This window comes from Geodermatophilus obscurus DSM 43160, from assembly GCF_000025345.1.
GTDB lineage: Bacteria > Actinomycetota > Actinomycetes > Mycobacteriales > Geodermatophilaceae > Geodermatophilus > Geodermatophilus obscurus.
This window is the reverse complement of the sequence record NC_013757.1, coordinates 4,548,478-4,574,854: the sequence shown is the minus strand read 5'-3', so window position 1 is coordinate 4,574,854 and position 26,377 is coordinate 4,548,478. Positions and strand designations below refer to the sequence as shown.

The 26,377-nt window shown below is 74.1% G+C and carries 25 protein-coding genes and 1 pseudogene; 18 read left to right on the top strand and 8 right to left on the bottom strand.

What is annotated here, in order from left to right; all coding sequences use genetic code 11:
- Positions 1-18 precede the first annotated feature (18 nt).
- From GOBS_RS21290 to GOBS_RS21270, 5 genes are all read left to right on the top strand, one after another.
- Complete coding sequence (locus GOBS_RS21290; protein WP_012950333.1) at positions 19-1,509, top strand: SulP family inorganic anion transporter; 1,491 nt, start codon at positions 19-21, stop codon at positions 1,507-1,509.
- Entirely contained in the window at positions 1,509-1,904 is a 396-nt protein-coding gene (locus GOBS_RS21285) for a MerR family transcriptional regulator (protein WP_012950332.1), read from the top strand. Before GOBS_RS21290 ends, GOBS_RS21285 begins: the two co-directional genes overlap by 1 nt.
- A gap of 240 nt (positions 1,905-2,144) precedes the next feature.
- The gene (locus tag GOBS_RS28320) at positions 2,145-3,185 is read left to right on the top strand and encodes a DUF2254 family protein (RefSeq protein ID WP_208104332.1); all 1,041 of its coding nucleotides are present in this window, start codon (positions 2,145-2,147) and stop codon (positions 3,183-3,185) included.
- Complete coding sequence (locus GOBS_RS21275) at positions 3,104-3,742, top strand: hypothetical protein (protein ID WP_208104331.1); 639 nt, start codon at positions 3,104-3,106, stop codon at positions 3,740-3,742. The genes GOBS_RS28320 and GOBS_RS21275 overlap by 82 nt, the downstream gene beginning before the upstream one ends.
- Before the next feature lie 11 nt (positions 3,743-3,753).
- Entirely contained in the window at positions 3,754-4,995 is a 1,242-nt protein-coding gene (locus GOBS_RS21270; RefSeq protein ID WP_012950330.1) for a cation:proton antiporter, read from the top strand.
- A 276-nt stretch (positions 4,996-5,271) separates the two neighbouring features.
- On the opposite strand, the gene GOBS_RS28315 is transcribed toward GOBS_RS21270, so the two are convergent.
- Positions 5,272-5,706, bottom strand: a complete 435-nt coding sequence (locus GOBS_RS28315) for a potassium channel family protein (RefSeq protein ID WP_208104330.1) — start codon at positions 5,704-5,706, stop codon at positions 5,272-5,274.
- A gap of 237 nt (positions 5,707-5,943) precedes the next feature.
- Between GOBS_RS28315 and GOBS_RS21260 the strand changes: the two genes are divergently transcribed.
- From GOBS_RS21260 to GOBS_RS21250, 3 genes are all read left to right on the top strand, one after another.
- Complete coding sequence (locus tag GOBS_RS21260; RefSeq protein WP_012950329.1) at positions 5,944-6,468, top strand: DUF421 domain-containing protein; 525 nt, start codon at positions 5,944-5,946, stop codon at positions 6,466-6,468.
- A 142-nt stretch (positions 6,469-6,610) separates the two neighbouring features.
- A complete protein-coding gene (locus tag GOBS_RS21255) occupies positions 6,611-6,961 on the top strand; it encodes a hypothetical protein (RefSeq protein WP_012950328.1) in 351 nt (116 codons plus the stop codon).
- Positions 6,948-7,175, top strand: coding sequence for an SbtR family transcriptional regulator (locus GOBS_RS21250; RefSeq protein WP_049788437.1), 228 nt, complete (start codon positions 6,948-6,950; stop codon positions 7,173-7,175). The genes GOBS_RS21255 and GOBS_RS21250 overlap by 14 nt, the downstream gene beginning before the upstream one ends.
- A gap of 9 nt (positions 7,176-7,184) precedes the next feature.
- Here the strand turns inward: GOBS_RS21250 and GOBS_RS21245 are convergent, their stop codons facing one another.
- Positions 7,185-7,535 carry a helix-turn-helix transcriptional regulator gene (locus GOBS_RS21245; RefSeq protein WP_166487478.1) on the bottom strand — a complete coding sequence of 117 codons (351 nt, stop codon included), beginning with the start codon at positions 7,533-7,535 and terminating at the stop codon, positions 7,185-7,187.
- Here GOBS_RS21245 and GOBS_RS26595 point away from each other — a divergent pair.
- The 3 genes and pseudogenes from GOBS_RS26595 to GOBS_RS21230 all read left to right on the top strand — a co-directional run bounded on the left by GOBS_RS26595 (position 7,438) and on the right by GOBS_RS21230 (position 9,638).
- Positions 7,438-7,911 (top strand): DUF3159 domain-containing protein, encoded by a 474-nt coding sequence (locus GOBS_RS26595; RefSeq protein WP_081448952.1) that lies wholly within the window; start codon positions 7,438-7,440, stop codon positions 7,909-7,911. The two genes, GOBS_RS21245 and GOBS_RS26595, sit on opposite strands and share 98 nt — an antisense overlap.
- A 93-nt stretch (positions 7,912-8,004) precedes the next feature.
- Positions 8,005-8,535: pseudogene (locus GOBS_RS21235) on the top strand (DUF4396 domain-containing protein).
- Positions 8,536-8,804: 269 nt separating this feature from the next.
- Complete coding sequence (locus GOBS_RS21230; RefSeq protein WP_012950327.1) at positions 8,805-9,638, top strand: HpcH/HpaI aldolase/citrate lyase family protein; 834 nt, start codon at positions 8,805-8,807, stop codon at positions 9,636-9,638.
- Positions 9,639-9,676: 38 nt separating this feature from the next.
- On the opposite strand, the gene GOBS_RS21225 is transcribed toward GOBS_RS21230, so the two are convergent.
- The 5 genes from GOBS_RS21225 to GOBS_RS21205 form a co-directional block, all read right to left on the bottom strand.
- A complete protein-coding gene (locus tag GOBS_RS21225; protein ID WP_012950326.1) occupies positions 9,677-10,498 on the bottom strand; it encodes a DUF1028 domain-containing protein in 822 nt (273 codons plus the stop codon).
- 61 nt (positions 10,499-10,559) lie between these two features.
- Entirely contained in the window at positions 10,560-11,228 is a 669-nt protein-coding gene (locus GOBS_RS21220) for a CoA transferase subunit B (RefSeq protein ID WP_012950325.1), read from the bottom strand.
- Positions 11,225-12,034 (bottom strand): CoA transferase subunit A, encoded by an 810-nt coding sequence (locus tag GOBS_RS21215; RefSeq protein ID WP_012950324.1) that lies wholly within the window; start codon positions 12,032-12,034, stop codon positions 11,225-11,227. Before GOBS_RS21215 ends, GOBS_RS21220 begins: the two co-directional genes overlap by 4 nt.
- Before the next feature lie 42 nt (positions 12,035-12,076).
- Complete coding sequence (locus GOBS_RS21210; protein WP_012950323.1) at positions 12,077-12,877, bottom strand: TIGR03089 family protein; 801 nt, start codon at positions 12,875-12,877, stop codon at positions 12,077-12,079.
- A gap of 157 nt (positions 12,878-13,034) precedes the next feature.
- The gene (locus GOBS_RS21205) at positions 13,035-14,600 is read right to left on the bottom strand and encodes an LCP family protein (RefSeq protein WP_012950322.1); all 1,566 of its coding nucleotides are present in this window, start codon (positions 14,598-14,600) and stop codon (positions 13,035-13,037) included.
- Between the two features lie 237 nt (positions 14,601-14,837).
- On the opposite strand from GOBS_RS21205, the gene GOBS_RS21200 reads away from it, so the two are divergent.
- Positions 14,838-15,887 (top strand): N-acetylneuraminate synthase family protein, encoded by a 1,050-nt coding sequence (locus GOBS_RS21200; protein WP_041242597.1) that lies wholly within the window; start codon positions 14,838-14,840, stop codon positions 15,885-15,887.
- Complete coding sequence (gene neuC, locus GOBS_RS21195) at positions 15,884-17,041, top strand: UDP-N-acetylglucosamine 2-epimerase (RefSeq protein ID WP_012950320.1); 1,158 nt, start codon at positions 15,884-15,886, stop codon at positions 17,039-17,041. The genes GOBS_RS21200 and neuC overlap by 4 nt, the downstream gene beginning before the upstream one ends.
- Here neuC and GOBS_RS21190 read toward each other — a convergent pair.
- Positions 17,038-17,730 (bottom strand): acylneuraminate cytidylyltransferase family protein, encoded by a 693-nt coding sequence (locus tag GOBS_RS21190; protein ID WP_049788431.1) that lies wholly within the window; start codon positions 17,728-17,730, stop codon positions 17,038-17,040. The genes neuC and GOBS_RS21190 overlap by 4 nt on opposite strands.
- Before the next feature lie 83 nt (positions 17,731-17,813).
- Here GOBS_RS21190 and rfbB point away from each other — a divergent pair, with 83 nt between their 5' ends.
- The 5 genes from rfbB (at position 17,814) to GOBS_RS25775 (ending at position 26,319) form a co-directional block, all read left to right on the top strand.
- Positions 17,814-18,809: a dTDP-glucose 4,6-dehydratase gene (rfbB, locus tag GOBS_RS21185; protein WP_012950318.1), complete on the top strand. Its 996-nt coding sequence runs from the start codon at positions 17,814-17,816 to the stop codon at positions 18,807-18,809.
- Positions 18,806-19,702 (top strand): dTDP-4-dehydrorhamnose reductase, encoded by an 897-nt coding sequence (gene rfbD, locus GOBS_RS21180; RefSeq protein WP_012950317.1) that lies wholly within the window; start codon positions 18,806-18,808, stop codon positions 19,700-19,702. The genes rfbB and rfbD overlap by 4 nt, the downstream gene beginning before the upstream one ends.
- A gap of 169 nt (positions 19,703-19,871) precedes the next feature.
- Positions 19,872-22,658, top strand: a complete 2,787-nt coding sequence (locus GOBS_RS21175) for an N-acetylmuramoyl-L-alanine amidase (RefSeq protein WP_012950316.1) — start codon at positions 19,872-19,874, stop codon at positions 22,656-22,658.
- A 215-nt stretch (positions 22,659-22,873) separates the two neighbouring features.
- Positions 22,874-23,419 (top strand): hypothetical protein, encoded by a 546-nt coding sequence (locus tag GOBS_RS21170; protein ID WP_041241614.1) that lies wholly within the window; start codon positions 22,874-22,876, stop codon positions 23,417-23,419.
- Positions 23,416-26,319, top strand: coding sequence for an LGFP repeat-containing protein (locus GOBS_RS25775; RefSeq protein WP_012950314.1), 2,904 nt, complete (start codon positions 23,416-23,418; stop codon positions 26,317-26,319). Before GOBS_RS21170 ends, GOBS_RS25775 begins: the two co-directional genes overlap by 4 nt.
- Positions 26,320-26,377 lie beyond the last annotated feature (58 nt).

Genomic DNA, 26,377 nt, shown 5'->3' with positions numbered 1-26,377 from the left:
CAACCCGGAACCGGTGACATGTCTTCTGCTCTGCCCACGCTGCCCAGGCCGCGCCTGACGCGCCCTGCCTGGCTGTCGCCCAGCGTCGCCCGCACCGAGGTCCTCGCCGGCCTGGTCGTGGCCCTGGCGCTCATCCCCGAGGCCATCAGCTTCTCCATCCTCGCCGGCGTCGACCCGCAGGTGGGCCTGTTCTCCTCCTTCGTCATGGCGGTGGTCATCGCGTTCACCGGCGGCCGGCCGGCGATGATCACTGCCGCCACCGGCGCGATCGCCCTGGTCGTCGCCCCGCTGGCGCTCGATCACGGCGTCCAGTACCTGTTCGCCGCGGTCATCCTCGGCGGCGTCTTCCAGATCCTGCTGGCCGCCGCCGGTGTGGCACGCCTGATGCGATTCATCCCGCGCAGCGTCATGGTCGGCTTCGTCAACGCCCTGGCGATCCTGATCTTCACCGCGCAGCTGCCGCAGCTGACCGATGTCCCGTTCCTGGTCTACCCGATGGTCGCCGCCGGGTTGGCGATCATCTTCCTGCTGCCCCGGCTCACGACCGCCGTCCCTGCGCCACTGGTCGCGATCGTCGTGCTGACGACTCTCGTGGTGGCCGCCGGCTGGGAGCTCCCGGACGTGGGCGGCGAGGGTGAGCTGCCCGACAGTCTGCCGTTCTTCCTCCTGCCCGACGTGCCCTTCTCGCTCGAGACGCTGGGCATCATCGCTCCCTACGCCCTCGGCATCGCCTTCGTCGGGCTGATGGAGTCGCTCATGACGGCCAAGCTCGTCGACGACATCACCGACACGCACTCGGACAAGACCCGCGAGTCGTGGGGCCAGGGAGTGGCGAACATGGCGTCGGGCTTCTTCGGAGGCATGGGCGGCTGCGCCATGATCGGCCAGACGATGATCAACGTGAAGGCCTCGGGCGCCCGCACCCGGCTGTCGACGTTCCTGTCCGGGGCGTTGCTGCTCGTCCTGGTCGTGGCACTTGGCGATGTCGTCAGCGTCATCCCGATGGCCGCGCTGGTCGCCGTCATGATCTTCGTGTCCATCGCGACCTTTGACTGGCACAGCCTGCAGACCATCCATCGGATGCCCAAGAGCGAGACCACGGTAATGCTCTCCACCGTCGCCGTCACCCTGTTCACCCACAACCTGGCGATCGGCGTGGGCGTCGGCGTGCTGGTCGCCTGCGTGCTGTTCGCCCAGCGGATCGCCCACCTCGTCGATGTCAGCCGCGCCCTCACGGCCGACGGAAGCGTCCGGTACACGGTCACCGGTGCGCTGTTCTTCGCGTCCAGCAACGACCTCTACACCCAGTTCGAGTACGCCGACGACCCCGACGAGGTCGTCGTCGACCTCACCGGCGCGCAGGTGTGGGACGCCTCGACCGTCGCCGTCATGGACGCCATCACCCACAAGTACGCGACCCGCGGCAAGCGGGTGGAGTTCGTCGGCCTCGACGAGCACTCCACGGCCCGCTTCGAGCGGCACACCGGGCAGCTGGGGGCGGGGCACTGATGACGCCCCGTACCGGGCTCCTGCAGATCGGGCAGGTGGCCGAGCGGACCGGGCTGAGTCTGCGCACCATCCGGTTCTACGAGGAGAACGGCCTGGTGGCCCCGACCGCCCGTTCCGAGGGCGGCTTCCGGCTCTACAGCGACGACGACGTCGCCCGCCTCGAGGTCATCAAGCGGATGAAGCCCCTGGGCTTCACCCTCGAGGAGATGCAGCAGCTGCTCATCCTCCTCGCTGACCTGGCTGCCGCCGGCGCGGACAACCGGGACGCGCTCACCGACCGACTGCAGATGTTCCACGAGGCCGCCACCGCTCGGGTCACCGCGCTGCGCGAGCAGCTTGCTGTCGCTGAGGGCTTCGCTGCCACGCTGGCCGAGCACCTGCCTCACACCGGCTGACAGCCGTACGGGTACTCCTCCTCGAACGCCGCCGCGTACTCGTCGACGTCGGCCGCCGTCGGGCACTCGTCGAGGTGGATCCGCTGGTCAATCGCCCGCGGACGATCGGTGAACGGCCTCGACCGGCACGCCGTACGTGACGCCTGTGTGACGGCTCGACGAGAACGCCCAGGTCAGCAGGGAGACCGCGTTCGTCCCGCGCCTGTCGATCACGGTGGCCTACGCGCTGGCGCGGGCAGCGTGCTGGCACCGGTTCTGTTCCTCGGACACCTGGCTCGCTCGCTACGGGTCGAGACGATGCTCCGCGACGTCCACGAGGAGGCCGGGACCACCCTCGCCTGGGAACTGCCTGGCGACCGCGAGGACCCGGGGCCGGTGCGACTGCCCTTCGGGCCGGGATCCCGCTCACCTCCGCCTCATGCGGGATTCGTCGTCGACGTGGACGAGGAACGCCTCGTCTCCTCTGCTGTGACCTCCGACGTCGTCGTCCTGCTGGCCGCGCGGATCGGTGACTCGGTGGTGACCGGCACCCCGGTCGCGCACGCCTGGCCACGGGGCGGGCGTCGGGAACCGAACCGTGCGGCGTTGCAGGAGGCCCTCGGGCAGTCGGTGCGATCGGGCTTCGAGCGCAGCCCCGCACGCGACGTCGCCCACAGCTCGCGCAAGGTCGTCGACGTCGCCGTCCGCGCCCTGTCCTCGGGGATCAACGACCCGACGACCGCAGTGCACGCGTTGTCCCACGCCTCGACCCTGCTGGGCGACCTGGTCTCCCGACGGCTCTTGCCGGACCGTCGTGCCGACGACGACGGCGTCGTGCGCCTGGTCGTGCCGCAGTGGCCGCCTGTCGATCTGGTCGACCTCGTCCTGGAGGAGCCCCTGCACTACGCCTCGGGGCAGCCGACCGTGCTGCGCCGGATGGCCGCCCTGCTGCGGGAGGTGGCCTGGCGGGCACCCCGTGGCGTGCTGGACGACGTCCTCCGCGATCGGCTCCGGGACGTCGTCGACGTGGCCGCCGAGTCGACGCGGATCACGGCGTCGGAACGCCGCAGCCGGGAGGAGTCGCTCCACTCGGCCCTGGTCGACAGGTGGCCGGCCGGCCTGACCGCGGAAGTGGGTAGGCGCCGCGCATGCGCAACGAGATCCCGGCCGACGCGGGCTCACCGGAGACGGAGGGGCTGGCCCGGCGACTGGACAAGCCGATGGGTGTCCTCGGGCTGGTGTTCGTCCTCGTCGTCCTGGGGCAGTCGCTGGCCCGAGAGCCGTGGTTGGTCTCCGTGCTGACCGTGGCGGGGTGGCTGTGCTGGGGGATCTTCGTCGCCGAGTTCGTCCATCGCGCGTGGCGAGCCCGCGATCGGCGTCGGTTCTGGGTCCGCAACTGGTGGCAGGTGCTCTTCCTGGCCCTGCCGTTCCTGCGCTTCGCCCGAGCCCTGGCCCTGCTCCGGACCGCGCGGCTGGGTGGGGTGGTCTCTGCCGCGGTCCGGGGATCGAGGTCGGCCGGCCGGCTGCTCTCCAGCCGCATCGGGTGGCTGGCCGCGGTGACCGGGGTGGTGGTGCTGGCAGGCAGTCAGCTCCTCTACGTCGGTGGCGCCTACACGGACTACGCGCCGGCCCTGCACGAGACCGCCCTCGCCACCATCACCGGCCAGCCGCTGACCGCGGAGGCGGGCCTGGCCCGGGTCCTCGAGGTCGTGCTCGCCGTGTACTCGGTGGCGGTCTTCGCCACGCTCGCCGGAGCCCTGGGCGCCTACTTCCTCGACGACCGGCGCCAGGCCGCTGCGTTCGCGGAGGCGCCCGCTACCGCATCGAACCGCCCAGCGGCGGGCACGGGGAAGGCGTAAAGACTGACCTCGTGCTGCTCGCCGGGGGGCTGGTCGCGCTCGTGGTGGCGGCGTTGTCGGACCGGATCCGCCGGCTGCCGATCTCCGAGCCGCTGCTCGGTCTGCTCGCCGGGATCGTCCTGGGCCCGGCCGTCGCCGGCCTCCTCGACGTCCGGCCGCTGACCGAGGACCACGCTTGGCTGCACACCGCGACCCGGATCCTGCTGGCCATCTCGGTGATGGCGGTGGCCCTGCGCTACCCGCTCGGTGCGGTCCGGGCGCAGGTCCGGCCGGTGGTGCTCCTGCTCGCCATCGCCATGCCGCTCATGGCGGTCATCACCGCCGGCCTGTCGGCGTGGGTGCTCGGGGTGGGGGTGGGTGCTGCGGTCCTGCAGGGCGCGGCGCTGTGCCCGACGGACCCCGTGCTGGCGTCCAGCGTGGTCACAGGGGGCCCGGCGGAGGAGGACCTCCCCGCCCGGGACCGGCAGGTGCTCTCCCTGGAGTCCGGCGCGAACGACGGCCTGGCTCTGCCGCTCGTGCTCGCCGCCGTGGCGATCGCCGGTCCCCTGACCGCAGGGGAGGCCGCGTTGGAGTCCCTCTGGCAGGTGGCCGGAGCCGTCGTCGTCGGGCTGGCAACCGGATGGCTGGGTGGGCGGGCACTCCGGGCCGGGGAGGCGCACGGGTCCACCGACCCCGGTCCCCTGGCGTTGTTCACCGCCGTCCTGGCCCTCACGGTGCTGGGGCTCTCCGGGCTCATCCACGTGGACGGCGTGCTGGCGGTGTTCGTCTGCGGGCTGGCGTTCAACGGCGTGAGCACCGGCTCCGAGCGTGCCGCCGACGTGCCGATCGACGAGGCGGTCAACCGGTTCCTCGTCCTGCCGCTGTTCATCGGCGTCGGTGCCGCCCTGCCGTGGGCGGACTGGGCCGACCTCGGCTGGCGCGGACTGCTCCTGGCCGGAGCCGTGCTCCTGCTGCGTCGGCTGCCCGTGCTGCTGGCGTTGCGCCGCCCGCTGCGGCTGGGCTGGCCGGACGCGCTCTACCTGGGGTGGTTCGGCCCGATCGGGGTCTCGGCGCTGTTCTACCTCGCGATGGAGGCCGAGCGGCTGGGCGCCGAGCCGACCGTGCTCGCCGCGGGCAGCCTCGTCGTGGTGGCGAGCGTCGTCTTCCACGGGGCGACCGCCGCACCCGGCCGGGCGACCTACCGGTCGGTGACCCGGCACGGGGACCAGGCCGAGACCTCCGCCACCCCCGGCCGAGCCGACCGGCGGGGATGACCCTCGAGGTCAACGCGCGCCCGGCGACCTCCTGCCCGTGGTCGTGCGCGTAGGCGGAGGGGATGGCCCTGATGCAACCGCCGATGCGCAAGAAGTGCTCGTTCACCACGTGCAGGTAGTCCCCGACCGCGGTGGCCAACAACTCCCCGGCGTAGCGGGTGTCCGCGCCCGGTGCGCGCCGGGCCTGCTCGCTCAGGTCCAGCACCACCCCGAGCATCGCCGGCAGCGAGGCGTCGGCGTCCCCGTCCCGGAAGTAGTAGGTCTCCGCGTACTGCGTCAGGTCGACCCGCAGCTGCAGGAGCCCCACCGCCAGGTCCTGGAGGAGTGCGCCGCGACGTCCGACTGCGGATCGGCCACCCGCCCGAGGGTGTCGACCCGGCGCAGCAGCGACAGGCGCACCGCCAGCGCGCGGCGCCGGGTCAGCGCCGGGTACACCTGCAGGACCCACGAAACCGCGGCGGTGATGAGCGCGAAGCCGATGAGCGCCTGGACCGGCACCGCGATCCGCAGCCAGCCCGCTGCTGGGACGATGTCACCGAACCCCAGGGTCGCCAGGGTCGCGGTGGACAGGTAGACGGCGTCCAGCGGACCGGCACGGGACGTCGGGTCGAGGCTGCTGCCGAACAGGAACCCGTCCGGCAGGTGCGGCCAGTACACCAGGGCCCAACCCAGCAGGATCAGCAGCTCCCAGGCCAGCACGACGACGACCATCGCGAGCGGCCCGGTGAGCGGTTGGAGCCTCGACGCCGGCGGCCCAGGCGCCAGACCGCGCCCATGAGCCGGCGACTGAGCCCACCGCGGCCGGTGGGGTGCCAGATCGTGTGGAAGATGTCCCGCAGTGCCACGAGCACCACCACCGCACCGCCCGCGGTCACGAGCCACGCCAGGACACCCGTCACCCGTCGAGCGTGCCAGGGGGAGGAGCGCGACGCGGGTAGGGAGTACGACATGTGGTTCGACTCCTGGTCCGACATCGCCCGGATCCTCGCTGTCGGAGCGGCGGCCTACCTCACCCTCGTGGTCCTGCTGCGTGTGTCCGGCAAACGGACGCTGGCCAAGCTCAACGCCTTCGACTGGGTGGTCAGCGTGGCACTCGGCTCCACCCTGGCCACCATCCTCCTCAGCAGCGACGTCTCCTGGAGCGAAGGCGCCGTCGCGCTCGTTCTGCTGGCCGCCCTGCAGTTCGTCGTCGCCCGCACGACGACCTGGCTGCCCGGCGGCCGCAGCGTGGTCACCGCCCGGCCGACCCTCCTCCTGGAAGACGGTCGGCCCATCCCCGAAGCGCTCGGCCGCCAACGGGTCACCATGAGCGAGCTGCGCCAGGCGATCCGCGCCACCGGCTCCGGCGACCTGTCCTCGGTGGCCGCCGTCGTCCTGGAGACCGACGGGTCCCTGAGCGTCATCCCCGCCCAACAGGCGGGCGACCGATCGGCGCTCGAAGGCGTCACCGGAGCCACCGAGAGGCGGCAGTGACCGTGCTGTTGCGCGCGTCGAACCACCTCGCGACGCGCACACCGGCCTGCTCACCGACAACGAACCCGGCAGGGCGGGTTGCCGGCTGGGCGGCAGTCCCCGCGCACATGCGTTCCGCGCTTCGCCGCCGCGGAACACGTCCGTGCTGTGCCTCGGACCGGCCGACTCGTCGCTGCTGACCCAGTTCATGGGCAGCGACCGGGACCGGCCGCTGACGGTAGACGCCGACACGCTGACCTGCGACGCAGTCCGCAGCGTCGTGTCCACCGATGACGACGGTGACAGATGCGCGGACAACGGCACCGCCATGACGCACACGCCCTGGCCCGACATCGACGCCGTCTGGGCCGACCCGGGCCAGCCCGGCCTCAAGGTGGACATCGGCGACCTCATCGACGCCGGGCTCGCCCCCTGCCGCCGAGCACCGGCCTGGCCTCGAGCCCGACCACGCCGGTCGAGCGGCGCCGTCGCCGAAACGGGTGCACCGCGGTGAGCACGTCGGTCGGGCGCAGGCCCAGCTGCGCGCTCTCGTCGGCGATCTGCTGGCAGACGGTGCCCGCAGCGGGCAGCTTCCCGACGATGTTCCCGCCGACGAGCTCACCGACTACGTCCTGGCGGCACTGTCGGCTGCTGCAGGCCTGCCGGACGACGCCGCTCGCGAGCGGCTGACCATCGTCGTTCTCACCGGGCTCCGCTCGACGCACTGATCGATGAGCTCAGACGTCGTCGTCGGTTGGCGGGGTGCGGCTGAGCTCGATGAGCCGGCGCAGGCAGTGCTCGCGCAACGGGTCCGGGAATCCGTCGGCCAAGCGGTAGTAGGCCACGCGTCCAGCCTTGCGCCGGGACACCAGACCGGCGCTGCGCAGAACCCGCAGCCCGTAGCCGGCCTGGTCCTCGGTCACCTCCAGGGCCAGCGCCAGGTCGCCGACGCACAGTTCCTCGGCGACGTCGACCGCCCTCGTCGCAGCGATCGGGGCCGCCGCCACGGCCGGCCTGGGCATCGTCGCGCTGCGGCTGATCCGCCAGGAGCCGCTGCGGCAGGCCCTCGCCGGCCTGGTCGGCCTCACCGTCGCCGTCCTCTTCGCCGCCGCCTCCGGCGAGGCTCGCGGCTTCTTCCTGCCCGGCATCCTCGTCGACGCCGCCTACGGGCTCGCCTTCGCCGGCTCCGCCCTGGTCGGCTATCCGCTGGTGGGCATGATCTACGGCCTGCTCTACCGGCGGAGCGACTGGCGCGCCGACGCGCGCCTGCGTCGGCTGTTCGTGCTGGCCACCTTCGGCTGGTCGGCGGTGTTCGCCGTCCGGGCCGGGTTACAGGCGTTCCTGTCCCGGGTGGACCTCCCGGGACTGCTCGCCGTGGGCAAGCTGCTGCTGGGCTGGCCGCTGACCCTCGCCGCCGTCCGCCGCGCCAGCCGCCCGCGGCCAGCCGCGATCCCGGCACCCTGACCACCCCCCCAACCGGGGACACCAGCTGTCTGCGACGACGCTCTCGCCCGCCCCCCCTGATCGACCGACCGAGAAGCACCCGGGGACCACACGATGCACACCCAGCGCCCCACCGGCACGGCGCTGACCCGGATGGCCATCTCGGCCACCCTGCACCGCCTCACCGGCTGCCCCATCGGCGAGGTCCTCGGCATGGTCATCGGCACCGCGCTGGGCTGGTCGGACGTGCACACCATCGTGCTCGCCGTCGCCGTCGCCGTCGCCCTCGCGTTCGTGTTCGTGTTCGGCTACTCGTTCACCATCGGCCCGGTCATGCGCTCCGGCCTGCCGCTGCGCGCCGCGATCCCGGTCGCGCTGGCCGCCGACACCCTCTCCATCACCGTCATGGAGATCGTCGACAACGCGGTCCTGCTGCTGGTCCCCGGCGCGATGGAGGCCCACCTGGACAGCTGACTGTTCTGGGGCGCGCTCGCGTTCGCGTTCGCCGTCGCCTTCGTCGTGACCTTGCCGGTCAACCGCTGGCTGATCAGCCGCGGGAGGGGCCATGCCGTCGTGCACGCCTACCACGGCCGCGGGCACGAGGGCTCCGACCGGCCGACGACCGTCGAGCACGTGCACCACTGAGCAAGGCGGGCGGTGTCGGGCTCCGACGTGGCCGGCCGCCGTCGCAACGACCGTCGTGCCGGCCACCGGGCCGGCGGGCTGCTCCCCGGCCAGGGCCGCGGGAGCGGCTGGCTGTCCACGAGCTCCCGCAGGGCGGCGGCGCCGGCGGTCCGGCACCCGGCCGCAGCGGTCGCCCTGATCCCTGTCCGCGTACTCGGGAGATGAACCGGCCGCCCGTGACCCCGCCCGGTCGCAGGCGGCTCCGGCGCGCATACGAGGATGGAGGTGTGGTGAGACAACGCAAGGTCGGTCCCGAGGACGCGCGCTCCTGGTTGCTGGTCAACGGAGCGCGCACCGACCTGTTCGACACGGCCCGCGACTCGCGGGCCGACCAGGTCGTCCTGGACATCGAGGACGCCGTCGACCCGGCGCACAAGGCCGAGGCCCGCGCCGGCGTCGTCGAGTGGCTGTCGCGCGGGGACCGTTCGGCCTGGGTGCGGATCAACGACCGCTCGACGGAGTCCTGGGACGACGACGTCGCCAAGCTCGCCGGGGTGCCCGGCCTGCTCGGCGTCATGCTGGCCAAGACCGAGGCCGCCGAGCAGGTCACCGAGACCTTCGACCGGCTCGGTGGCTCGACCCCGGTCCTGGCGCTGGTCGAGTCGGCGCTCGGCATCGAGGAGGCGGTCTCCATCGCCCGGGCCCGCGGCGCCTTCCGGCTGGCCTTCGGCAGTGGCGACTACCGCCGCGACACCGGCACCAGCGCCGACGACCTGGCCATGGCCTACCCGCGCTCCCGGCTGGTCCTGGCCAGCCGGATCGGTGGGCTCCCGGGGCCCATCGACGGGCCCACGGTGAGCAGCAGCCACCCGGTGCTGCGCGAGCAGACCGCCGTCACCGTCTCCCTCGGTCTGACCGGCAAGCTCTGCCTGGACCCGGAGCAGACGCCGGTGATCAACGAGGTCATCAGCCCGACGCCGTCCGACGTCGCGTGGGCGCGGGACTTCCTCGCCGACTTCGAGGCCCGCGGCCGGGTCATCCGCGACGGCAGCGACAAGCCCCGCCTCGGCCGCGCCCGCAAGATCGAGCGGCTGGCGCAGACCTTCGGCGTCGAGCCCGCCTGACGCCGCGGGAGCCGCCCGGACCGGGCGGCTCCCGCGGGTCACTCCAGCAGGCGGGAGACCCCCGCCAGCCGCGCGTCGCCGGCCATCGCGGCCAGCCACGCCGACCAGCCGGGCCGGGTCCGCATCTCCTCCAGCGCGGCCCGGACCGCGGTCCGGTCGCCCCGCTGCGAGGCGGCCAGCGCGGCGTAGAGGTCGCGGGCGCCCTCGGGGGCGAACAGCGCGAGGGTCTCGTAGTCGCGCTCGTCGTAGGCGCGCTGCAGGTTGCGCAGCATCCGCAGCTGCGCCACCGGGTCGCCGGAGTCGTCGACCCGCAGGTCCATCCCCACGCCGTCGTCCTCGTCGCTGGCCGGCGTCCCGCTGACCACCAGCAGGGCCGCGGACTGCCGCCCGCGGACGTCGCCTCCGGCGTCCTGGCCGGCGGTCAGCGCGGCCAGGAGCCGGTCGGGCAGGTCGCCGCGGGCGGCGCTGAAGGCCTGCACCATCGCCGGCAACACCTCGGGTGAGGCGAGCATGTTGCCCTGCACGCTCAGCTGCTCGCCGAGCAGGTGGCCGCTGACCGGGAACGAGCCGCGCCCGGTGTCGGCGGCCACCCGGCCGGTGGCGTCGAGGACGGCGATCTGCCGGTCGACGTCCTCGGCCGCGTGCGCCGCCGCCCGCACCAGGTCGGCCGGGTCGCCACCGTCGGCGAGGCCGGCCAGCAGCGACTGGCCCAGCCCGCGCCGGCTGCGCGCCTGGACGGCGACCACCCCGACGCCCGGCCGGGCGCTGGGCACCGCCCGGCCGACGGCGAGGATGCACGACGACACCGCGATGCCCAGCTCACCCGTCGCCGGGTCGCGCGCGATGACGCTGAACGTCACGGCACCGCCTCACCGGCGCTCGTCGACCCCCGAACGGGACGTGCTGTGTCCCCGGGGAACCTCACACAGCTGCCGGGAGCGGCATCTCGCGGACGTCGTCGGCGACGGTGAGCGGGGCTCCGGTGGCGTTCTGGACCTCCTCGACACTGACGCCCGGCGCGGTCTCGCGGAGCACGAAGCCGCCGGGGGTGACGTCGACGACGGCCAGGTCGGTGACCACCCGGTCCACGCAGGCCTTCCCGGTGAGCGGCAGGGTGCACTCCTGGACCAGCTTCGGGGACCCGTCGCGGGCGACGTGCTCCATCATGATGATCACCGTGCGGGCGCCGTGCACGAGGTCCATCGCGCCGCCCATGCCGTTGACCATCTTGCCGGGGATCAGCCAGTTGGCCAGGTCGCCGCGGGGGTTGACCTGCATCGCGCCGAGCACGGCCACGTCGAGGTGCTGGCCGCGGATCATGCCGAAGCTCAGCGACGAGTCGAAGAACGACGCGCCCGGCAGGATCGTCACCGTCTCCTTGCCGGCGTTGATCAGGTCCGGGTCCTCCTCGCCCTCGAAGGGGTAGGGGCCCACGCCGAGGATGCCGTTCTCCGAGTGCAGCACCACGTGCACGTCGTCGGGGACGAAGTTCGGCACCAGGGTCGGCATGCCGATGCCGAGGTTGACGTACTGACCGTCCTCGAGCTCGAGGGCGACCCGGGCGGCGAGCTGGTCGCGGGTCAGGCTCATCGGGCATCCCCTTCGGTGGCCTCGTCACCGGCGGCGGCCGGCGCGGCGGAGCGGTCGGTGCGCGGGCGGGTGGTGCGGTTCTCGATCCCCTTGCCCTCCGGGCCGACGATGACCACCCGGTTGACGAAGACCCCGGGCAGGTGCACGTCCTCGGGCCGGATCTCGCCGGGCTCGACGAGCTGCTCGATCTCGGCGATGGTGATCCGCCCGGCCATGCCGGCCAGCGGGTTGAAGTTGCGCGCGGACTCGGAGAACACCAGGTTGCCGTGCCGGTCGCCGACCGCGGCGCGGACCAGGCCGAAGTCGGCGGTCAGCGCGGTCTCCAGCACGTACTGCCGGCCGTCGAACTCCCGGATCTCCTTGGGGGTGGACGTCTCCACGACGTTGCCGTCGGCGTCGTAGTGCACCGGGATGCCGCCGTCGGCGACCATCGTGCCCACCCCGGTGGGGGTGTAGAAGGCCGGGATGCCGGTGCCGCCGGCGCGCAGCCGCTCGGCCAGCGTGCCCTGCGGGGTGAGCTCGACCGACAGCTGGCCGGACAGGTACAGCCGGGCCAGCTCCTTGTTGCCGCCGACGAACGAGCTGATCGTGCGGGTGATCCGCCCGGCGTACAGCAGCACGCCCAGGGCCTGGTCGTCCACGCCGCAGTTGTTGCTGATCGTCGTCAGCCCCGACGCGCCCTGCTCCAGCAGCGCGTCGATCAGCTTGATCGGCACACCGCACAACCCGAAACCGCCGACGGCCAGGGTCGCGCCGTCCCCGATGTCGGCGACCGCCTCAGCGGCGCTGCCCACCACCTTGTCCATGCCGGAACACCGTCCGTCCGTCCGGGCGGCTGGGCGGCTGCGTCAGGCAGGACGGCCCAGCTCGCGGATGCCGTCGATCGTCCGGCCGAGCGTAGCGGTGACCTTCTCGGCGGAGGCGCGGCCCGGTAGCAGCGAGGGGTCGGGGGAGCGGGCCAGCACGATCGACGCACCGGCGGCCAGCGGAGCGAGCAGCCAGGCCACCGGCCCGGCCTCCGCAGCGGTGCGGTCGTCGACCAGCACCCGGTCGCCCTCGACCAGGCCCAACCGCCCCGCGAGCTCGCGAGCGGTGTCGACCAGACCGCCGAGGGTCAGCTCCAGCCCGCCCAGCAGCAGGCCGGGGGCGCCGGGGTCGGGTCGCTGCCACGGGGTGAAGACGTCGCCGTGCCCGCGGACCTCGAGGGCGAAGTCGCGCGCCGGGCCGGCGTACCCGGTCATCCCCATCCCGAGCGGGTGCAGGGAGAGGCCGAGCAGCTCGGGCAGCCCCTGCTCCTCGAGCGGCGGGAGCCGGTCCTGCGCGGCCAGCACGACGTCGGCCTCGTCGAGCCGGCCGTCGTCCTCGGCCGCGGTGTCGAGCACCGTGGCCCCGCAGCTCCACACCCCCAGCAGCACCGCCGCGGTCTGCCAGTGCACCGGCAGCGCGACGGCGACCGTGCTGCCGCCGGTGACGTCGAACTCGTCCTGCAGCAGGTTGGCCGTCTTGGCGACCCAGTTGGCCAGGGTGGCGGCCGACAGCTCGACCCGCCCCCCACCGAGGTCGTCGTAGGAGGTCAGCAGCGGCGCCGCCGGTGCGCGGCGCAGCGTCGCGGTCAGCAGGTCCGCAGGGGTCCGCGGGGAGTCGAGCATGCCCCGAGCCTCCCAGGTGGTGGCCCTCCTGCAGGGGCCGGTCGCCGGCCTCCCCGCAGGGTCCCACCGCGAGCCTGCGAGCGGTGGGGGCGGGGAGGTCCTTTCACGGTGCGGGGCGGGGAGGTCCTTCCACGGTGGGGGGCAGGAGGGCCCTTCTTCAGTAGATGCAGCTGGTGTCCGCCGCGGTGCGGGCGTCCTCGCCCTCGACCTCGGCCGCGGGGGCGGCCGGGTCGACGGCCTGGCCGACCGCGTTGAAGTCCGAGCCGAGCACCAGCTGCACCGTGCCGGAGGTCGCGTCCTCCCTCTCCTCCACCACCGCGCCGGGGACGGCGGCGGCCAGCGTCGCGGCCAGGGCCTCGTCGCCGGCGGCGTGCCGGACCAGGGTGGTGTCGTGGTCGGAGGAGTCGGCGTTGCCGGTGGTGCCGACGGCGAAGCCGGCGGTCTGCAGCGACGCGGCGGCCTTGGCCGCCAGCCCGGAGGTGCCCGAGCCGTTGAGGACGTCGACGGTCACCGCGGAGGGGGCGACGGTCGACGGCGCGGCCGGCGCGGCATCGGCAGGCGCCTCACGCTCGGCCGACAGCTCGGCGAAGAACCGGTGGAGGGTGTCCTCGTCCTCCAGCCGGATGATCGAGCGGTCCTGCTCGTCCCGGTCGGTCCCGACGTTGGGGATCGTCTGGAACTCGATGCTGCCGGCGGTCACCGACTGCATCTGCTCGGCCAGCCGGAACAGGTCCAGACCCTGGTCGATGGTGAGCGACTGGGACGCCGCCTCGGTCAGCTGGCGCTGCTTGCCGAGGTCGAGGAGCACGTCGTCGGAGAGCATCTTGCGCAGCACGCCGGCGATGAAGACCTGCTGGCGGACGATCCGGTCGAAGTCGCCGCGGGGCAGGCCGTGGCGCTGGCGGACGAACTTCAGCGCATCGGCGCCGCTGATCGTCTGGACCCCGGCGTCGAACACCGCGCCGGACCACTCGGAGTCGTCGACGGCCTCGCACAGGTTGACCTCGACCCCGCCGACGACGGAGCTGAGGTTGAAGAAGCCGAGCAGGTCGACCTCGGCGTAGTGGTCGATCTGCAGGCCGGTCAGCCCGCTGATCGTCTGCACCAGCAGCTGGGCGCCGCCGGCCTGCCGGACCTCGTCGGACGCGCTCGCCGGGGTCTCGGCGTAGCCGTAGGCGTAGGCGGCGTTGAGCTTGTCCTTCCCGTAGCCGGGGATCTGCACGTAGGAGTCGCGGGGGAAGGAGACGAAGGAGGCGCGCGACCCGTCGGCCGGGACGTGCACCAGGATCATCGTGTCGGTGTTGATGCCGGAGTCGGTGCCCGCGTTGAGGCTGGCCAGCTGGTCCTCGGTGAGGTTGGCGCGGCTGTCGTTGCCGACCAGCAGCAGGTTCATCGCCTCGGGCGCGTCGCCGGTGCCCTCGTTGCCGTCGGTCGGGATGGCGTCGGTGCGGTTGACCGTGGCCTCGGCGACCTGACCCAGGTACCAGCCCCAGCCGGACCCGGCGAGCAGGACGACCGAGAGGACCCCGGCGACGGCGCGGGCCGCGGTGGCCGCGCGGCCCGTGCGCCGGCGGGGGGCCGGGTCCTCCGCGTCGACCGCGTCGGTGGCCTGGTGCCGGGAGCGGGCCCGCCCCGAGCCGGCGCGGCCGGCCCGCGGGTCGAGGCGCGCCGGGAGCTGCCGGTCGCCGCCTCCTGCGGGGGATCCGGGGTTCTGTCGTCTCACAGGGGGCGTCCTTCCCTCGTGCTCGTCCGCGCGGACACGACGCCAGTCCGTCGTGACCGGGGCCGGCCTCGGTCAGCCGCGGTGGCGGCGGGCGTCGACCCGGAGGCTGAGGCGATGCTAGGTGCCCGCGGCCGCGCGCGGCTCGCGTCACGTGGCGAAACGGGACACGTGTGACGAGCGGTGCTGGGGCGACGCCGTGGTCGCGGACGACGGGGGGTGGACTCGTACCGTGGCGGCATGACGAACACCCCGGGGACCCTGTCCGTCGGCACCCGCCGGGTCGGTCCCGGCGAGCGTCCGCTCGTGATCGCCGAGCTCGGCATCAACCACGACGGCGACCTCGAGCGGATGCACCGCATGATCGACGACGCGGCCGACGCCGGGGTCGAGTGCGTCAAGTTCCAGTCGCACGTGGTCGAGGACGAGATGATCCCCAACGACGTCGTGCCCGGGAACGCCGAGGAGTCGATCTACGGGATGATGCAGCGCTGCGCGCTCTCGGCGACCGAGGAGCGCGAGGTGTTCGCCCACGCGCACGAGCGCGGGATGCTCGCGCTGTCGACGCCGTTCAGCCGGGCCGCGGCCGACCGGCTGGCCGGGCTCGACGTCCCGGCGTTCAAGATCGGCTCGGGGGAGTGCAACAACTACCCGCTGGTCCGGCACATCGCCTCGTTCGGCAAGCCGGTGCTGCTGAGCACCGGGATGAACGACGTCAGCACCATCCGCCCGTCCGTGGAGCTGCTGCGCGCCAGCGGGGTGCCGTTCGCGCTGATGCACTGCACGAGCATGTACCCGACCCCGCCGGAGAAGGTCCGCCTCGGCGGGATCACCGAGCTGGGGGAGGCCTTCCCGGACGCCGTCCTGGGCCTGTCGGACCACACCACCTCGATCTACGCCTGCCTCGGCGCGGTCGCCGTCGGTGCGGCGGTGCTCGAGCGGCACTTCACCTCGGACCTGTCCTGGAGCGGGCCGGACATCCCGATCTCCAGCACCCCGGAGGAGTTCGCGCGGCTCATCGAGGGCGCCGACCTGCTCGGCCTGGCCCGCGGCGGCCGCAAGGAGATCCTCCCGGAGGAGCAGCCCACCATCGACTTCGCCTACGCCTGCGTCGTGACGACCAAGCCGGTCGGCGCCGGTGAGGAGTTCACCGTCGACAACCTGTGGGTCAAGCGCCCCGGCACCGGCGAGGTCGTGGCCAAGCACTACGACGAGCTGCTCGGCCGGCGGGCGAGCCGCGACCTGCCCGCCGACGTGCAGGTGGCGTGGTCCGACCTCACTCCGGCGTGACGGCTCCGGGACGGCCCCGGCGCGTCGTCGGCCTCACCGGCACGCGCGCGGACTTCGGCAAGATGCGCGACGTCTACCTGGGGCTGCAGGAGGCCCCGGGCATCGAGTTCTCCCTCGTCGTCACCGGCATGCACCTGCTGCACCGCTACGGGTACACGCTGCGCGAGATCGAGCGAGCGGGGCTGCGGCACCTGCACCACGTGCCGAACCAGGTCGAGGACGAGCCGATGGCGCTGGTGCTGGCCAACAGCATCAACTCGATCGCCCGGCTGCTGCTCGCCGAGTCCGCGGACATGGTGCTCGTGCACGGGGACCGGGTCGAGGCGCTGGCCGGCGCGCTGGCCGGCAGCCTCACCAACACCCGCGTCGCGCACGTCGAGGGCGGCGAGGTCTCCGGGACCATCGACGACGCCATCCGGCACTCGCTGAGCAAGCACGCCCACGTGCACTTCGTCGCCAACGACCACGCCCGCGCCCGGCTGCTGCAGCTGGGCGAGGAGGTCGACCGGGTGCTGGTCGTCGGCAGCCCGGAGGCCGACGCGCTGGCGGTGGCGGCGGACTCGGACCTGGGCCCGGTGCGCGAGCACTACGGCACCCCGGCCCCGCCCTACGGCGTGCTGGCCCTGCACCCGGTGACCACCGAGCTGGAGCTCAACCGGCGGCACGCCGAGGCGGTCGTCGACGGCGTCCTCGCCGCCGGCGGCTCCTGGGTGGTCATCGACCCCAACAACGACGAGGGCACCCACGACGTCCGGGCCGCGCTCGAGCGGCTCGACGGCCGCCCGGACGTCGTCCGGCTGCCGTCCATGCGCTTCCGGGCCTACCTCTCGCTGGTCCGCCACGCCGAGGTCGTCGTCGGCAACTCCAGCAGCGGCGTCCGGGAGGCGCCGGTGCTCGGCACGCCGTCGGTCGACGTCGGGTCGCGGCAGACCGACCGCTCCCCGGCCGCCTCGGTGCATCACGTGCCGGCCGTGGCGGAGGAGGTGGCCCGCGCGATCGGGGCCGCGCGGGCCGCGGGCCGCAGCCGGCCGGAGGAGCACTTCGGCTCCGTCGGCGCCGCCGGGCGGATCGTCGAGGCGGTCTGCGGGGACGACGTGTGGGCCCTGGGGTTGCAGAAGCGCTTCGTCGACCGGCCGCTGGCCGAGGGCGTCTAGCCCTCCAGCAGGGCGCGCGCGGCGGCGAGGTCCGCGGCGGTGTCGACGTCGAGGCTGCGCTCCTCGGGCATCTCGACCACCGCCAGCGGCGGGACCAGGACCGCCCCGGCCGCCGCCATGGCGCCGGCGGCGGTGACGTAGACCGCGCCGTTCGGGCGCAGCGCCCGGGGCAGCTGCTGGCGCGGCGCCTCGAGGTCGGCCCAGGTGCGCACCGGGGACGCCGTCCCCGCGTCGTCCACCAGCAACTGCTTGAGCGGGTGGTGGCCCACCGCGCAGCCGGTCAGCGTGCTGCCCACGTCGCCGGCGGCGTGCCGGTCCAGGACGGCGCGCACGTCGTCCCCGGTGCGCAGCGGCGAGGTGGGCTGCAGCAGCAGCACGAGGGTGTCGCCGGGCAGCGCCAGCGCGCGGACGGCGTGCAGGACGGCGTCGACCGTGCGGCTGTCCCCGGTGGCCAGCTCGGCCGGCCGGTCGACCACGGTGCACCCGAGCTTCCGGGCCTCGGCCGCGATGCCGGCGCCGTCGGTGGTGACGACGACCTCGTCGACGCCGGCGTCCCGCGCCGCGCGGACCGCGTGGCCGACGAGGGAGAGCCCGCCGATCCGGGCGAGGTTCTTGCCGGGCAGGCCCTGCGAGCCGGCGCGGGCCGGGACGACGGCGACCACCCGCGGTGCGTTCCCGGGAGCCGGCACGCGGGCGACGCTAACAGCGCTCCGCGACACGCCTCACCCCGCGGGAGGATGCTCCGGGCGCACCCGGGCGGGAGGATCGGCGCATGCGCGTGCTCGTCACCGGGGGAGCGGGCTTCATCGGCTCGCACTACGTCCGGACTCTGCTCACCGGCGGCTACCCCGGGTTCGAGGACGCCGAGGTGACCGTCTTCGACAAGCTCACCTACGCCGGCAACCTCGCCAACCTGGTCCCGGTGGCCGACTCCCCCCGGTACCGCTTCGTGCAGGGGGACATCTGCAGCGCCGCCGACCTCGACGCCGCGCTGCCCGGCCACGACGTCGTCGTCAACTTCGCCGCCGAGTCCCACGTCGACCGCTCGATCACCGGCGCCTCGGAGTTCGTGCTGACCAACGTGCTCGGCGCCCAGCAGGTCTTCGAGGCCTGCCTGCGGCACGGCGTCCGCCGGGTCGTGCACGTCTCCACCGACGAGGTCTACGGCTCCATCGACGAGGGCTCGTGGACCGAGGACCACCTCCTCGAGCCGAACTCGCCGTACTCGGCGGCCAAGGCCGGCGGGGACCTGGTCGCCCGCGCGTACGCCAAGACCTACGGGCTGGACATCTCGATCACCCGGTGCAGCAACAACTACGGGCCGTACCACTTCCCCGAGAAGGTCATCCCGCTGTTCGTCACCAACCTGCTCGACGGGCACAAGGTGCCGCTGTACGGCGAGGGCGCCAACGTGCGCGACTGGTTGTTCGTCGACGACCACTGCCGTGGCATCCAGCTGGTGCTGGAGCAGGGGCGGCCCGGCGAGTTCTACAACATCGGCGGCGGCCGCGAGCTGTCCAACCGGGAGCTGACCGAAAAGCTGCTCGAGGCCACCGGCCGCGACTGGAGCTACGTCGAGAACATCGTCGACCCGCGCGGCGGCGGTCACGACCTGCGCTACTCGGTGGACTTCTCGAAGACCGCCGCGCTCGGCTACGCGCCGCGGACGGGCTTCGAGGACGGGCTCGCCCTCACCGTGCAGTGGTACCGGGACAACCGGGCCTGGTGGGAGCCGCTCAAGGTCGCGGCGGCCACCGCCCGGGCATGACCGAGCCCGGCCACCCGACCGCCTGGCTGGTCACCGGCGCCCGCGGCCAGCTGGGCGGCGACCTGCTCGCCGTCCTGGCCGGCCGGCCCGGCGACCCGGTCACGGCGCTCGGCCGCGCCGAACTCGACCTGACCGACGAGCGGCGGGTGCGCGAGGTCGTCCGCGGCTGGCTCGACGGTGTCCGCGGGGCGCGTCCCGTCGTCCTCAACGCCGCCGCCTACACCGCCGTGGACGCCGCGGAGACCGACGAGGACACCGCGCTGCTGGTCAACGGCCGCGCCCCCGGCTGGCTGGCCGAGGAGCTCGCCGGGCGCGGGCGGCTGGTGCACGTCTCCACCGACTACGTCTTCGACGGCGAGGCCGACCAGCCGTACCCGGTGGACGCGCCGGTGGCGCCGCGCTCGGCCTACGGCCGGACCAAGGCGGCGGGGGAGCGCGCGGTCGCGGCCGCCGGGGGTGATGCCACCGTCGTCCGCACCGCGTGGGTGTACGGCCGGCACGGCGGCAACTTCGTGCGCACCATGGCCGGCCGCGCCCTCGACGGCGCCCCGGTCTCGGTCGTCGACGACCAGGTCGGCTCGCCGACGTGGGCCGCCGACCTGGCCGCCGGCCTGGTGGCGCTCGGCGCCCGCCCGGAGCCGGTGCCACCGGTGCTGCACCGCACCGACGCCGGCGCGGTCAGCTGGTACGGCCTGGCCCGCGCCGTCTACGAGGAGGTCGGCGCCGACCCGGCCCTGGTGGCACCGACGACGACCGCGGCGTTCCCGCGCCCCGCACCGCGCCCGGCGTGGTCGGTGCTCGACGGCAGCGCGTGGCTGGCCGCCGGCCTGCCGGCCCCGCAGCCGTGGCGGACCGCGCTGCACCTCGCGCTGCAGGGGTGGCCGGCCCGCTGACCTCGGTGGTCGGTGGGACCCGAGTGGTCGGCGGGTCGGTGCGAACGGGTCCTCCCGCATGTCGCGGCCGTTTCGGCTCAAGACCGCCGGTGTACGCGTCGAAGCTCTCCGTGGACAGATGCGCCCACTGCAGGGGTGCAGCCGCCACGCTCCACCGGAGGACCAGCCCGTGCGTCGCCTGCTCGCCGGAACCACCGCCTTCGTCGCCCTGACCGGCGTCGTCCTGGTGCTGCCCGTCTACTCCGAGCCGGCCCCCGAGGCCGTGCCCGTCGAGACGTCGGTCGAGGAGGTGGCGATGGGGTCGTTCAGCGACCCCGCGCCCGCGGCCGAGGTGCAGGCGGGCACCACCGACCCGGTGGCCGGGGTGCCCGACGCCGTCCCGACGCTCTCGGCGAGCGCCACCGACGTGGCGGAGTTCTCGCTCGTCGGCGTCACGTGGGCCTTCGACCCGGCGGTGACCGACACCGTCGTGCAGGTGCGGGTGCGCGACCTCGCCGGGGTCTGGGGGCCGTGGACGGAGGTCAGCGCGGAGGCGGCCGAGCAGGAGACCGGGACCGACACCGGCACCCCCGTCCGGGGCGGGACGGCGCCGCTGTGGACCGGGCCGGCGACCGCGGTGGAGGCCGAGCTGGTGACCCGGTCGGGCGCCCAGCCCACCGACGTGCAGCTGGACCTGGTCGACCCGGGCGAGAGCGCGGCCGACGCCTCGCTCGCCGACCCCGACATCACCGAGACCGCCGACGCCGCCGTGGCGATGCCGCCGGTGTTCTCGCGGGCGCAGTGGGGCGCCGACGAGCGCCTCATGAGGTGGACCCCGCAGTACGCCAGCACGATCAAGGCCGCGACGCTGCACCACACCGCCGGTTCGAACAACTACACCGCCGACCAGGTCCCGGCGATCCTGCGCTCGACGTACACGTACCACGCGCAGAGCCTGGGCTGGGGCGACATCGGCTACAACGTCCTCGTCGACAAGTTCGGCCGGATCTGGGAGGGCCGCTCCGGCGGCCTGGCCAGCACGGTGGTCGGCGCGCACGCCGGCGGCTTCAACACCTCGACCTTCGGGGTGTCGATGATGGGCAACTACGACGTCGTCGGCACGCCCCAGCCGATGATCGACTCGGTCGCGGCGATCATCGGCTGGAAGTTCTCGCTGTACGGCGTCAACCCCAAGGGGACGACGACGCTCACCTCGGGCGGCACCGACAAGCACGCCGCCGGTGCCCGGGTCAGGCTGCCGACGGTCTTCGGGCACATCGACACCAAGAGCACCGCGTGCCCGGGGAGGTACGGCTACGCGCGGCTGGGCGAGATCCGCGACAAGGCCGCCGCCCGGATGGCGAACACCAAGTCCCCGATCGCCACCCGTTACGACTCCGACGCCGGCCTGCGGGCGTGGCTCGGCGCGCCGGTGGGCGGCGAGCAGTCGGCGGCCGGCGTCACCTGGCAGGTCTACGCCAACGGCGCCCGGCTGTACTCCTCGCCGAACGGCGGCGTCCGGCTGGTGCTCGGCGGCATCCTCGAGCGGTACCTCGCGGCCGGCGGGCCGGCCGTGCTCGGGCCGCCCGTCTCCGACGACGCGCCCACGCCCGGGGGCCAGGGCGCCTTCGTCCGCTTCCAGCACGGCGACGTCTACTGGTCCCCGGCGACCGGCTCGCAGCTCGTGCGCGGCGACATCCTGGCCGCGTGGCTGGCCACCGGCGGCGCCACCGGCGGCCTGGGCTTCCCGACCACGAGCGACGCGCCGACGCCGGGGGGCGGCGGCTACTTCGTGCGCTTCCAGCGCGGCGACGTCTACTGGTCGCAGCCGACCGGGGCCCGCGTGGTCGTCGGCTCGATCCGGGACACCTGGCTGGCCGCCGGCGGGCCGACGGGCTTCCTCGGCTTCCCCACCACCAGCGACACCCCCGCCGGCACGGGCGCCCACGTCCGCTTCCAGGGCGGTGAGGTGCTGTGGTCGCCGACGACCGGCACCCGCATCGTCCGCGGCAACATCCTCGACGCCTACCGGGCCGCCGGCGGGCCGACCGGCTCGCTCGGTTTCCCGACGACCAGCGACGCGCCGACGCCGGGGGGCGGCGGCTACTTCGTGCGCTTCCAGCGCGGCGACGTCTACTGGTCGCAGGCCACCGGGGCCCGCGTGGTCGTCGGCTCGATCCGGGACACCTGGCTGGCGGCCGGCGGGCCGACGGGCTTCCTCGGCTTCCCCACCACCAGCGACACCCCCGTCCCGGGCAAGGGCGCGTACGTCCGCTTCCAGGGCGGCGACGTCTACTGGTCGCCCACGACCGGGACCCGGATCGTCCGGGGCGAGATCCTGAACGCCTGGCTGGCCGCCGGCGGCGCGACCGGCTACCTCGGTTTCCCGACAACCAGCGACGCGCCGACGCCGGGGGGCGGCGGCTACTTCGTGCGCTTCCAGGGCGGCGACGTCTACTGGTCGGCCGCGACCGGCCCCCGCATCGTGCGGGGCGGCATCCTGGCCGCCTGGCTCGCGACCGGCGGCACGACCGGCTCGCTGGGCTTCCCCACGACCAGCGACGCGCCGACCGCCGACGGCCGCGGTGCCTTCGTGCGGTTCCAGGGCGGCGACGTGTACTGGTCGCCCACGACCGGGACGCAGGTGGTGCGGGGGTCGATCCTGTCCACCTGGCTCGCCGGCGGTGGTGCGACCGGCCCGCTGGGCTTCCCGACCACGAGCGACGCGAAGACCGCCGACGGCCGCGGCTACGTCGTCCGCTTCCAGCACGGCGACGTGTACTGGTCGCCGGCGACCGGCACCCAGGTGGTCGCGGGCGCGATGGCGAAGACCTACTGGCAGCGGGGCGGCAGCTCCTCGGCGCTGGGCTTCCCGACGCGGTCGAGCTACCCGGTCTCCGGCGGCATGCGCACCGACTTCGAGCGCGGCTCGATGACCTGGAACGCCACCAGCGGGGCCGTCGCCGTGTCGCAGTGAGCACAGGGGACGCCGGACCCGCGTCGCTCCACCCTGCGGGTCGTCACCACCAGTAGCGTCTCCAACACGGTCGCCGACCTGCGACCGCGACCACCGCGCGAGCGGACAGCGCCGTCCCCCGCCCGGACGCCGATGACCGACCCCCGTCGTGGGTCGACCTGGGAGTGCCCATGTCCCGCAGGACCCGTCGTAGCCGCCGTCCCCTCCTGGTCCTGGTGACCCTGCTCCTGGCGGCCGGGGCGTTCGTGCTCTGGACCCGGTCCGGGGACACCGCACCGGCCGCGGCCGGGACCCGCACGCCTCCGCCGTCGGCGGCCGTGCCGTCCGCGGCCGTGCCGTCGTCGGAGGCGCCGGCGGCGGACCCCGACGCCGGCACGGAGCAGGAGGCCGACGAGGAACCGCCGTCCCGGCCCACCGCCACCACCTCCGCGCCGCAGCCCGAGGAGGACGACGGCGAGCTCACCGCGGTCGCCGTCTCGCTGACCTACACCGGCTACGACGCCGCCGCCGCGGCCGTGGTCGCCGGCGGGTACGCCGCCGGCGTCGTGGAGGAGGACGCCACCTGCACGCTGGTCCTCCGCCGGGAGGGCGTCGAGCTGCGCGGTGAGTCGCTCGGCACGGCGAACGTGACCACGACCGACTGCGGCGAGGTCCGGGTGGGTGGCGCCGCGCTGACCTCCGGGACGTGGGAGGCGGTGCTCAGCTACACGTCGGACACGTCGGTCGGGGAGTCCGCGGCCGGCGAGGTGGTGGTCCCGTGAGGTCGCGCCTCCGGCTGGTCGCCACCGCCCTTGTCGGCCTCGGGCTGGCGTTCGCCTTCGTCGCCGGGGTCGCCGGCTCCTCACCGCAGCAGGCCGACCTGCACGAGGCGGCCGACCTGAGGCTGTTCGACCCGGGCAGCATCATCAGCGACGACCTGTTCTTCAACGGCGCGGCGATGAGCGGCAGCGAGGTCCAGGCGTTCCTGGACTCGAAGGGCGTCAACTGCCGGCCGGCGGCCGACGGGAGCCCCTGCCTGAAGCACTACCGGCAGACCACCGGCGACCGGCCGGCGGACCAGTACTGCCGGGGGTACGCCGGCCGCCCCGACGAGAGCGCGGCCGACATCATCACCAAGGCCGGCGCGGCCTGCGGGGTCAGCCAGCGGGTGCTGCTGGTGATGCTGCAGAAGGAGCAGTCCCTGGTCACCGGCACCGGGTCCGTCAAGCGCTACCGCGAGGCGATGGGGTACGCCTGCCCGGACAGCGCCGGCTGCGACCCGGCCTACAACGGCTTCGCCAACCAGGTCTACAGCGCCGCCCGCCGGTACCAGGTCTACGCGAAGAACCCGACGAGCTACGCGCACCGCCCGGGGATCACCGTCCAGATCCGGTACTTCCCGGAGGGGACCACGCCGGACAAGTTCAACTACCAGAGCAGGGACTGCGGCAAGGTCTCGGTCTACATCCGCAACCAGGCCACCGCGGGGCTGTACAACTACACGCCCTACGTGCCCAACCAGGCCGCGCTGGACGCCGGTTACGGAACCGGCGACCGCTGCTCCACCTACGGCAACCGGAACTTCTTCCACTACTACGTCGACTGGTTCGGCAGCACCCAGTCGGGCGACTCGTCGATCGCCGAGAAGCACCGCCTGCTCATGGCCTCCGGGGTGGACCTGGGCGCCCCCACCTCCGAGGTGGTGTGCAACCTGCCCAACGGCGGCTGCTGGCGCAGCTGGCAGCACGGCACCATCTTCTGGTCGCAGTACACCGGGCCCCACGTGGTCCGCGGCGCGATCCTCCAGCACTTCCTCGCCCTCGGCGGGGTGCCCTTCCTCGGCTACCCGACCGGCGACGACACCGTGGCGCCGGTGAACCACGGGTACTTCACCGACTTCCAGGGCGGGGCGATCTACTGGTCGCAGGCCACCGGGGCGCGCGAGGTGCGCGGCAACCTGCTCGACGCGTGGCGCGCCAAGGGTGCCCAGGCCGGCGTGCTGGGTTACCCGGTCGGCGGGGACGAGGCGGTCCCCGGTGGATTCCGCTCCCGCTTCCAGGGCGGGACGCTGTACTGGTCGCCGGCCACCGGCGCCCGGATGGTCCGCGGCGCGCTGCTCGCCCGGTACGAGGCCGCCGGCGGCCCCCGGGTGATCGGCTTCCCGGTGGCCGACGAGCGGCCCACGGCGCGCAGCGGCGCGGCCGTCGACCTCACCGGCGGGGCCGTCTACTGGAGCTCGGCGACCGGCGCGCGCGTCGTCCGCGGCGACATCCTGGCCACCTACCGGCGGTGGGGCGCGGAGGCGGGCGTCCTCGGCTACCCGACCGGCGACGACCAGGCCCACGCCTCCGGCTTCCGGACCACCTTCCAGGGCGGGCACGTGTACTGGTCGGCGCCGACCGGGGCGCACGTGCTGCGCGGGGCCATCCTCGACCGCTACCTCGCCCACGGCGGCGCGCCGGTGCTCGGCTTCCCGACGACGGACGACGTCGCCGCGGCGAACGGCGGTGCCAAGGCCGACCTGCAGGGCGGGGCGGTCTACTGGTCCTCGGCGACCGGCGCACACGTCGTGCGCGGGGACATCCTGGCCAGGTGGCGGGAGTGGGGCGCGGAGTCCGGTGCGCTGGGCTACCCGACCGGTGACGACGCGGCCGCCCCGAACGGCGGGTACCTGACCACCTTCCGCGGCGGAACGGTGTGGTGGTCCCAGCCGACCGGGGCGAAGGTGCTGCGCGGCGCGATCCTCGAGCGCTACGTGGCGCAGGGCGGGCCCCGGGTCCTCGGCTACCCGACGACGGACGACGTCGCCGCGGCGAACGGCGGTGCCAAGGCCGACCTGCAGGGCGGGGCGGTCTACTGGTCCTCGGCGACCGGCGCACACGTCGTGCGCGGGGACATCCTGGCCAGGTGGCGGCAGTGGGGCGCGGAGACCGGTGCGCTGGGCTACCCGACCGGTGACGACACGGCCGCCCCGAACGGCGGGTACCTGACCACCTTCCGCGGCGGCACCGTCTACTGGTCGGCCCCCACCGGGGCGAAGGTGGTGCGCGGCGCGATCCTGCAGCGCTACCTGGCCGCCGGCGGTCCGCAGGCGCTGGGCTACCCGACGACGGACGACGTCGCCGGGGCCGGCGGTGGCGCCAAGGTCGACCTGCAGGGCGGGGCGGTCTACTGGTCCTCGGCGACCGGGGCGCGCGTCGTGCGCGGGGACATCCTGGTCAAGTGGCGGCAGTGGGGCGCGGAGACCGGTGCGCTGGGCTACCCGACCGGTGACGACACGGCCGCCCCGGACGGCGGGTACCTGACCACCTTCCGCGGCGGCACCGTCTACTGGTCGGCCCCCACCGGGGCGAAGGTGGTGCGCGGCGCCATCCTCGAGCACTACCTGGCCGTGGGCGGCCCGGCCGCCGTGGGCTACCCGACGGCCGACGACGGGCCTGCGCCCGGCGACGGTGGCGCCAAGGTGGCGCTGGAGGGTGGGGCGATCTACTGGTCGGCGGCGACCGGCGCGCACCTGGTGCTGGGCGACTCCGCGGTGGCCTTCGTCCAGATGGGGGAGACGACGTCCTACCTCGGGTTCCCCACCTCCGACACGGTGGAGACCGATGGTGTGGCGCGCACCGAGTTCCAGGGTGGCGTCATCGAGGTGCAGAACGGGGTGGCCAGCGCCCACCGGCGCTGACCCGCACGACGACGGCGGCCGCCGGCCCCCCGCTGGAGGGGACCGGCGGCCGCCGTCG

What these genes read in the sequence shown, in the direction of transcription:
- GOBS_RS21200 (WP_041242597.1), top strand. Translation starts at nt 14,838, where the DNA reads ATGACGAACACCCCGGGGACCCTGTCCGTCGGCACCCGCCGGGTCGGT.
- GOBS_RS28315 (WP_208104330.1), bottom strand. Translation starts at nt 5,706, where the DNA reads ATGGTCGTCGTCGTGCTGGCCTGGGAGCTGCTGATCCTGCTGGGTTGG.
- GOBS_RS21290 (WP_012950333.1), top strand. Translation starts at nt 19, where the DNA reads ATGTCTTCTGCTCTGCCCACGCTGCCCAGGCCGCGCCTGACGCGCCCT.
- rfbB (WP_012950318.1), top strand. Translation starts at nt 17,814, where the DNA reads ATGCGCGTGCTCGTCACCGGGGGAGCGGGCTTCATCGGCTCGCACTAC.
- GOBS_RS21285 (WP_012950332.1), top strand. Translation starts at nt 1,509, where the DNA reads ATGACGCCCCGTACCGGGCTCCTGCAGATCGGGCAGGTGGCCGAGCGG.
- GOBS_RS21210 (WP_012950323.1), bottom strand. Translation starts at nt 12,877, where the DNA reads ATGCTCGACTCCCCGCGGACCCCTGCGGACCTGCTGACCGCGACGCTG.
- GOBS_RS21275 (WP_208104331.1), top strand. Translation starts at nt 3,104, where the DNA reads ATGGGTGTCCTCGGGCTGGTGTTCGTCCTCGTCGTCCTGGGGCAGTCG.
- GOBS_RS21260 (WP_012950329.1), top strand. Translation starts at nt 5,944, where the DNA reads ATGTGGTTCGACTCCTGGTCCGACATCGCCCGGATCCTCGCTGTCGGA.
- GOBS_RS21215 (WP_012950324.1), bottom strand. Translation starts at nt 12,034, where the DNA reads ATGGACAAGGTGGTGGGCAGCGCCGCTGAGGCGGTCGCCGACATCGGG.
- rfbD (WP_012950317.1), top strand. Translation starts at nt 18,806, where the DNA reads ATGACCGAGCCCGGCCACCCGACCGCCTGGCTGGTCACCGGCGCCCGC.
- GOBS_RS21220 (WP_012950325.1), bottom strand. Translation starts at nt 11,228, where the DNA reads ATGAGCCTGACCCGCGACCAGCTCGCCGCCCGGGTCGCCCTCGAGCTC.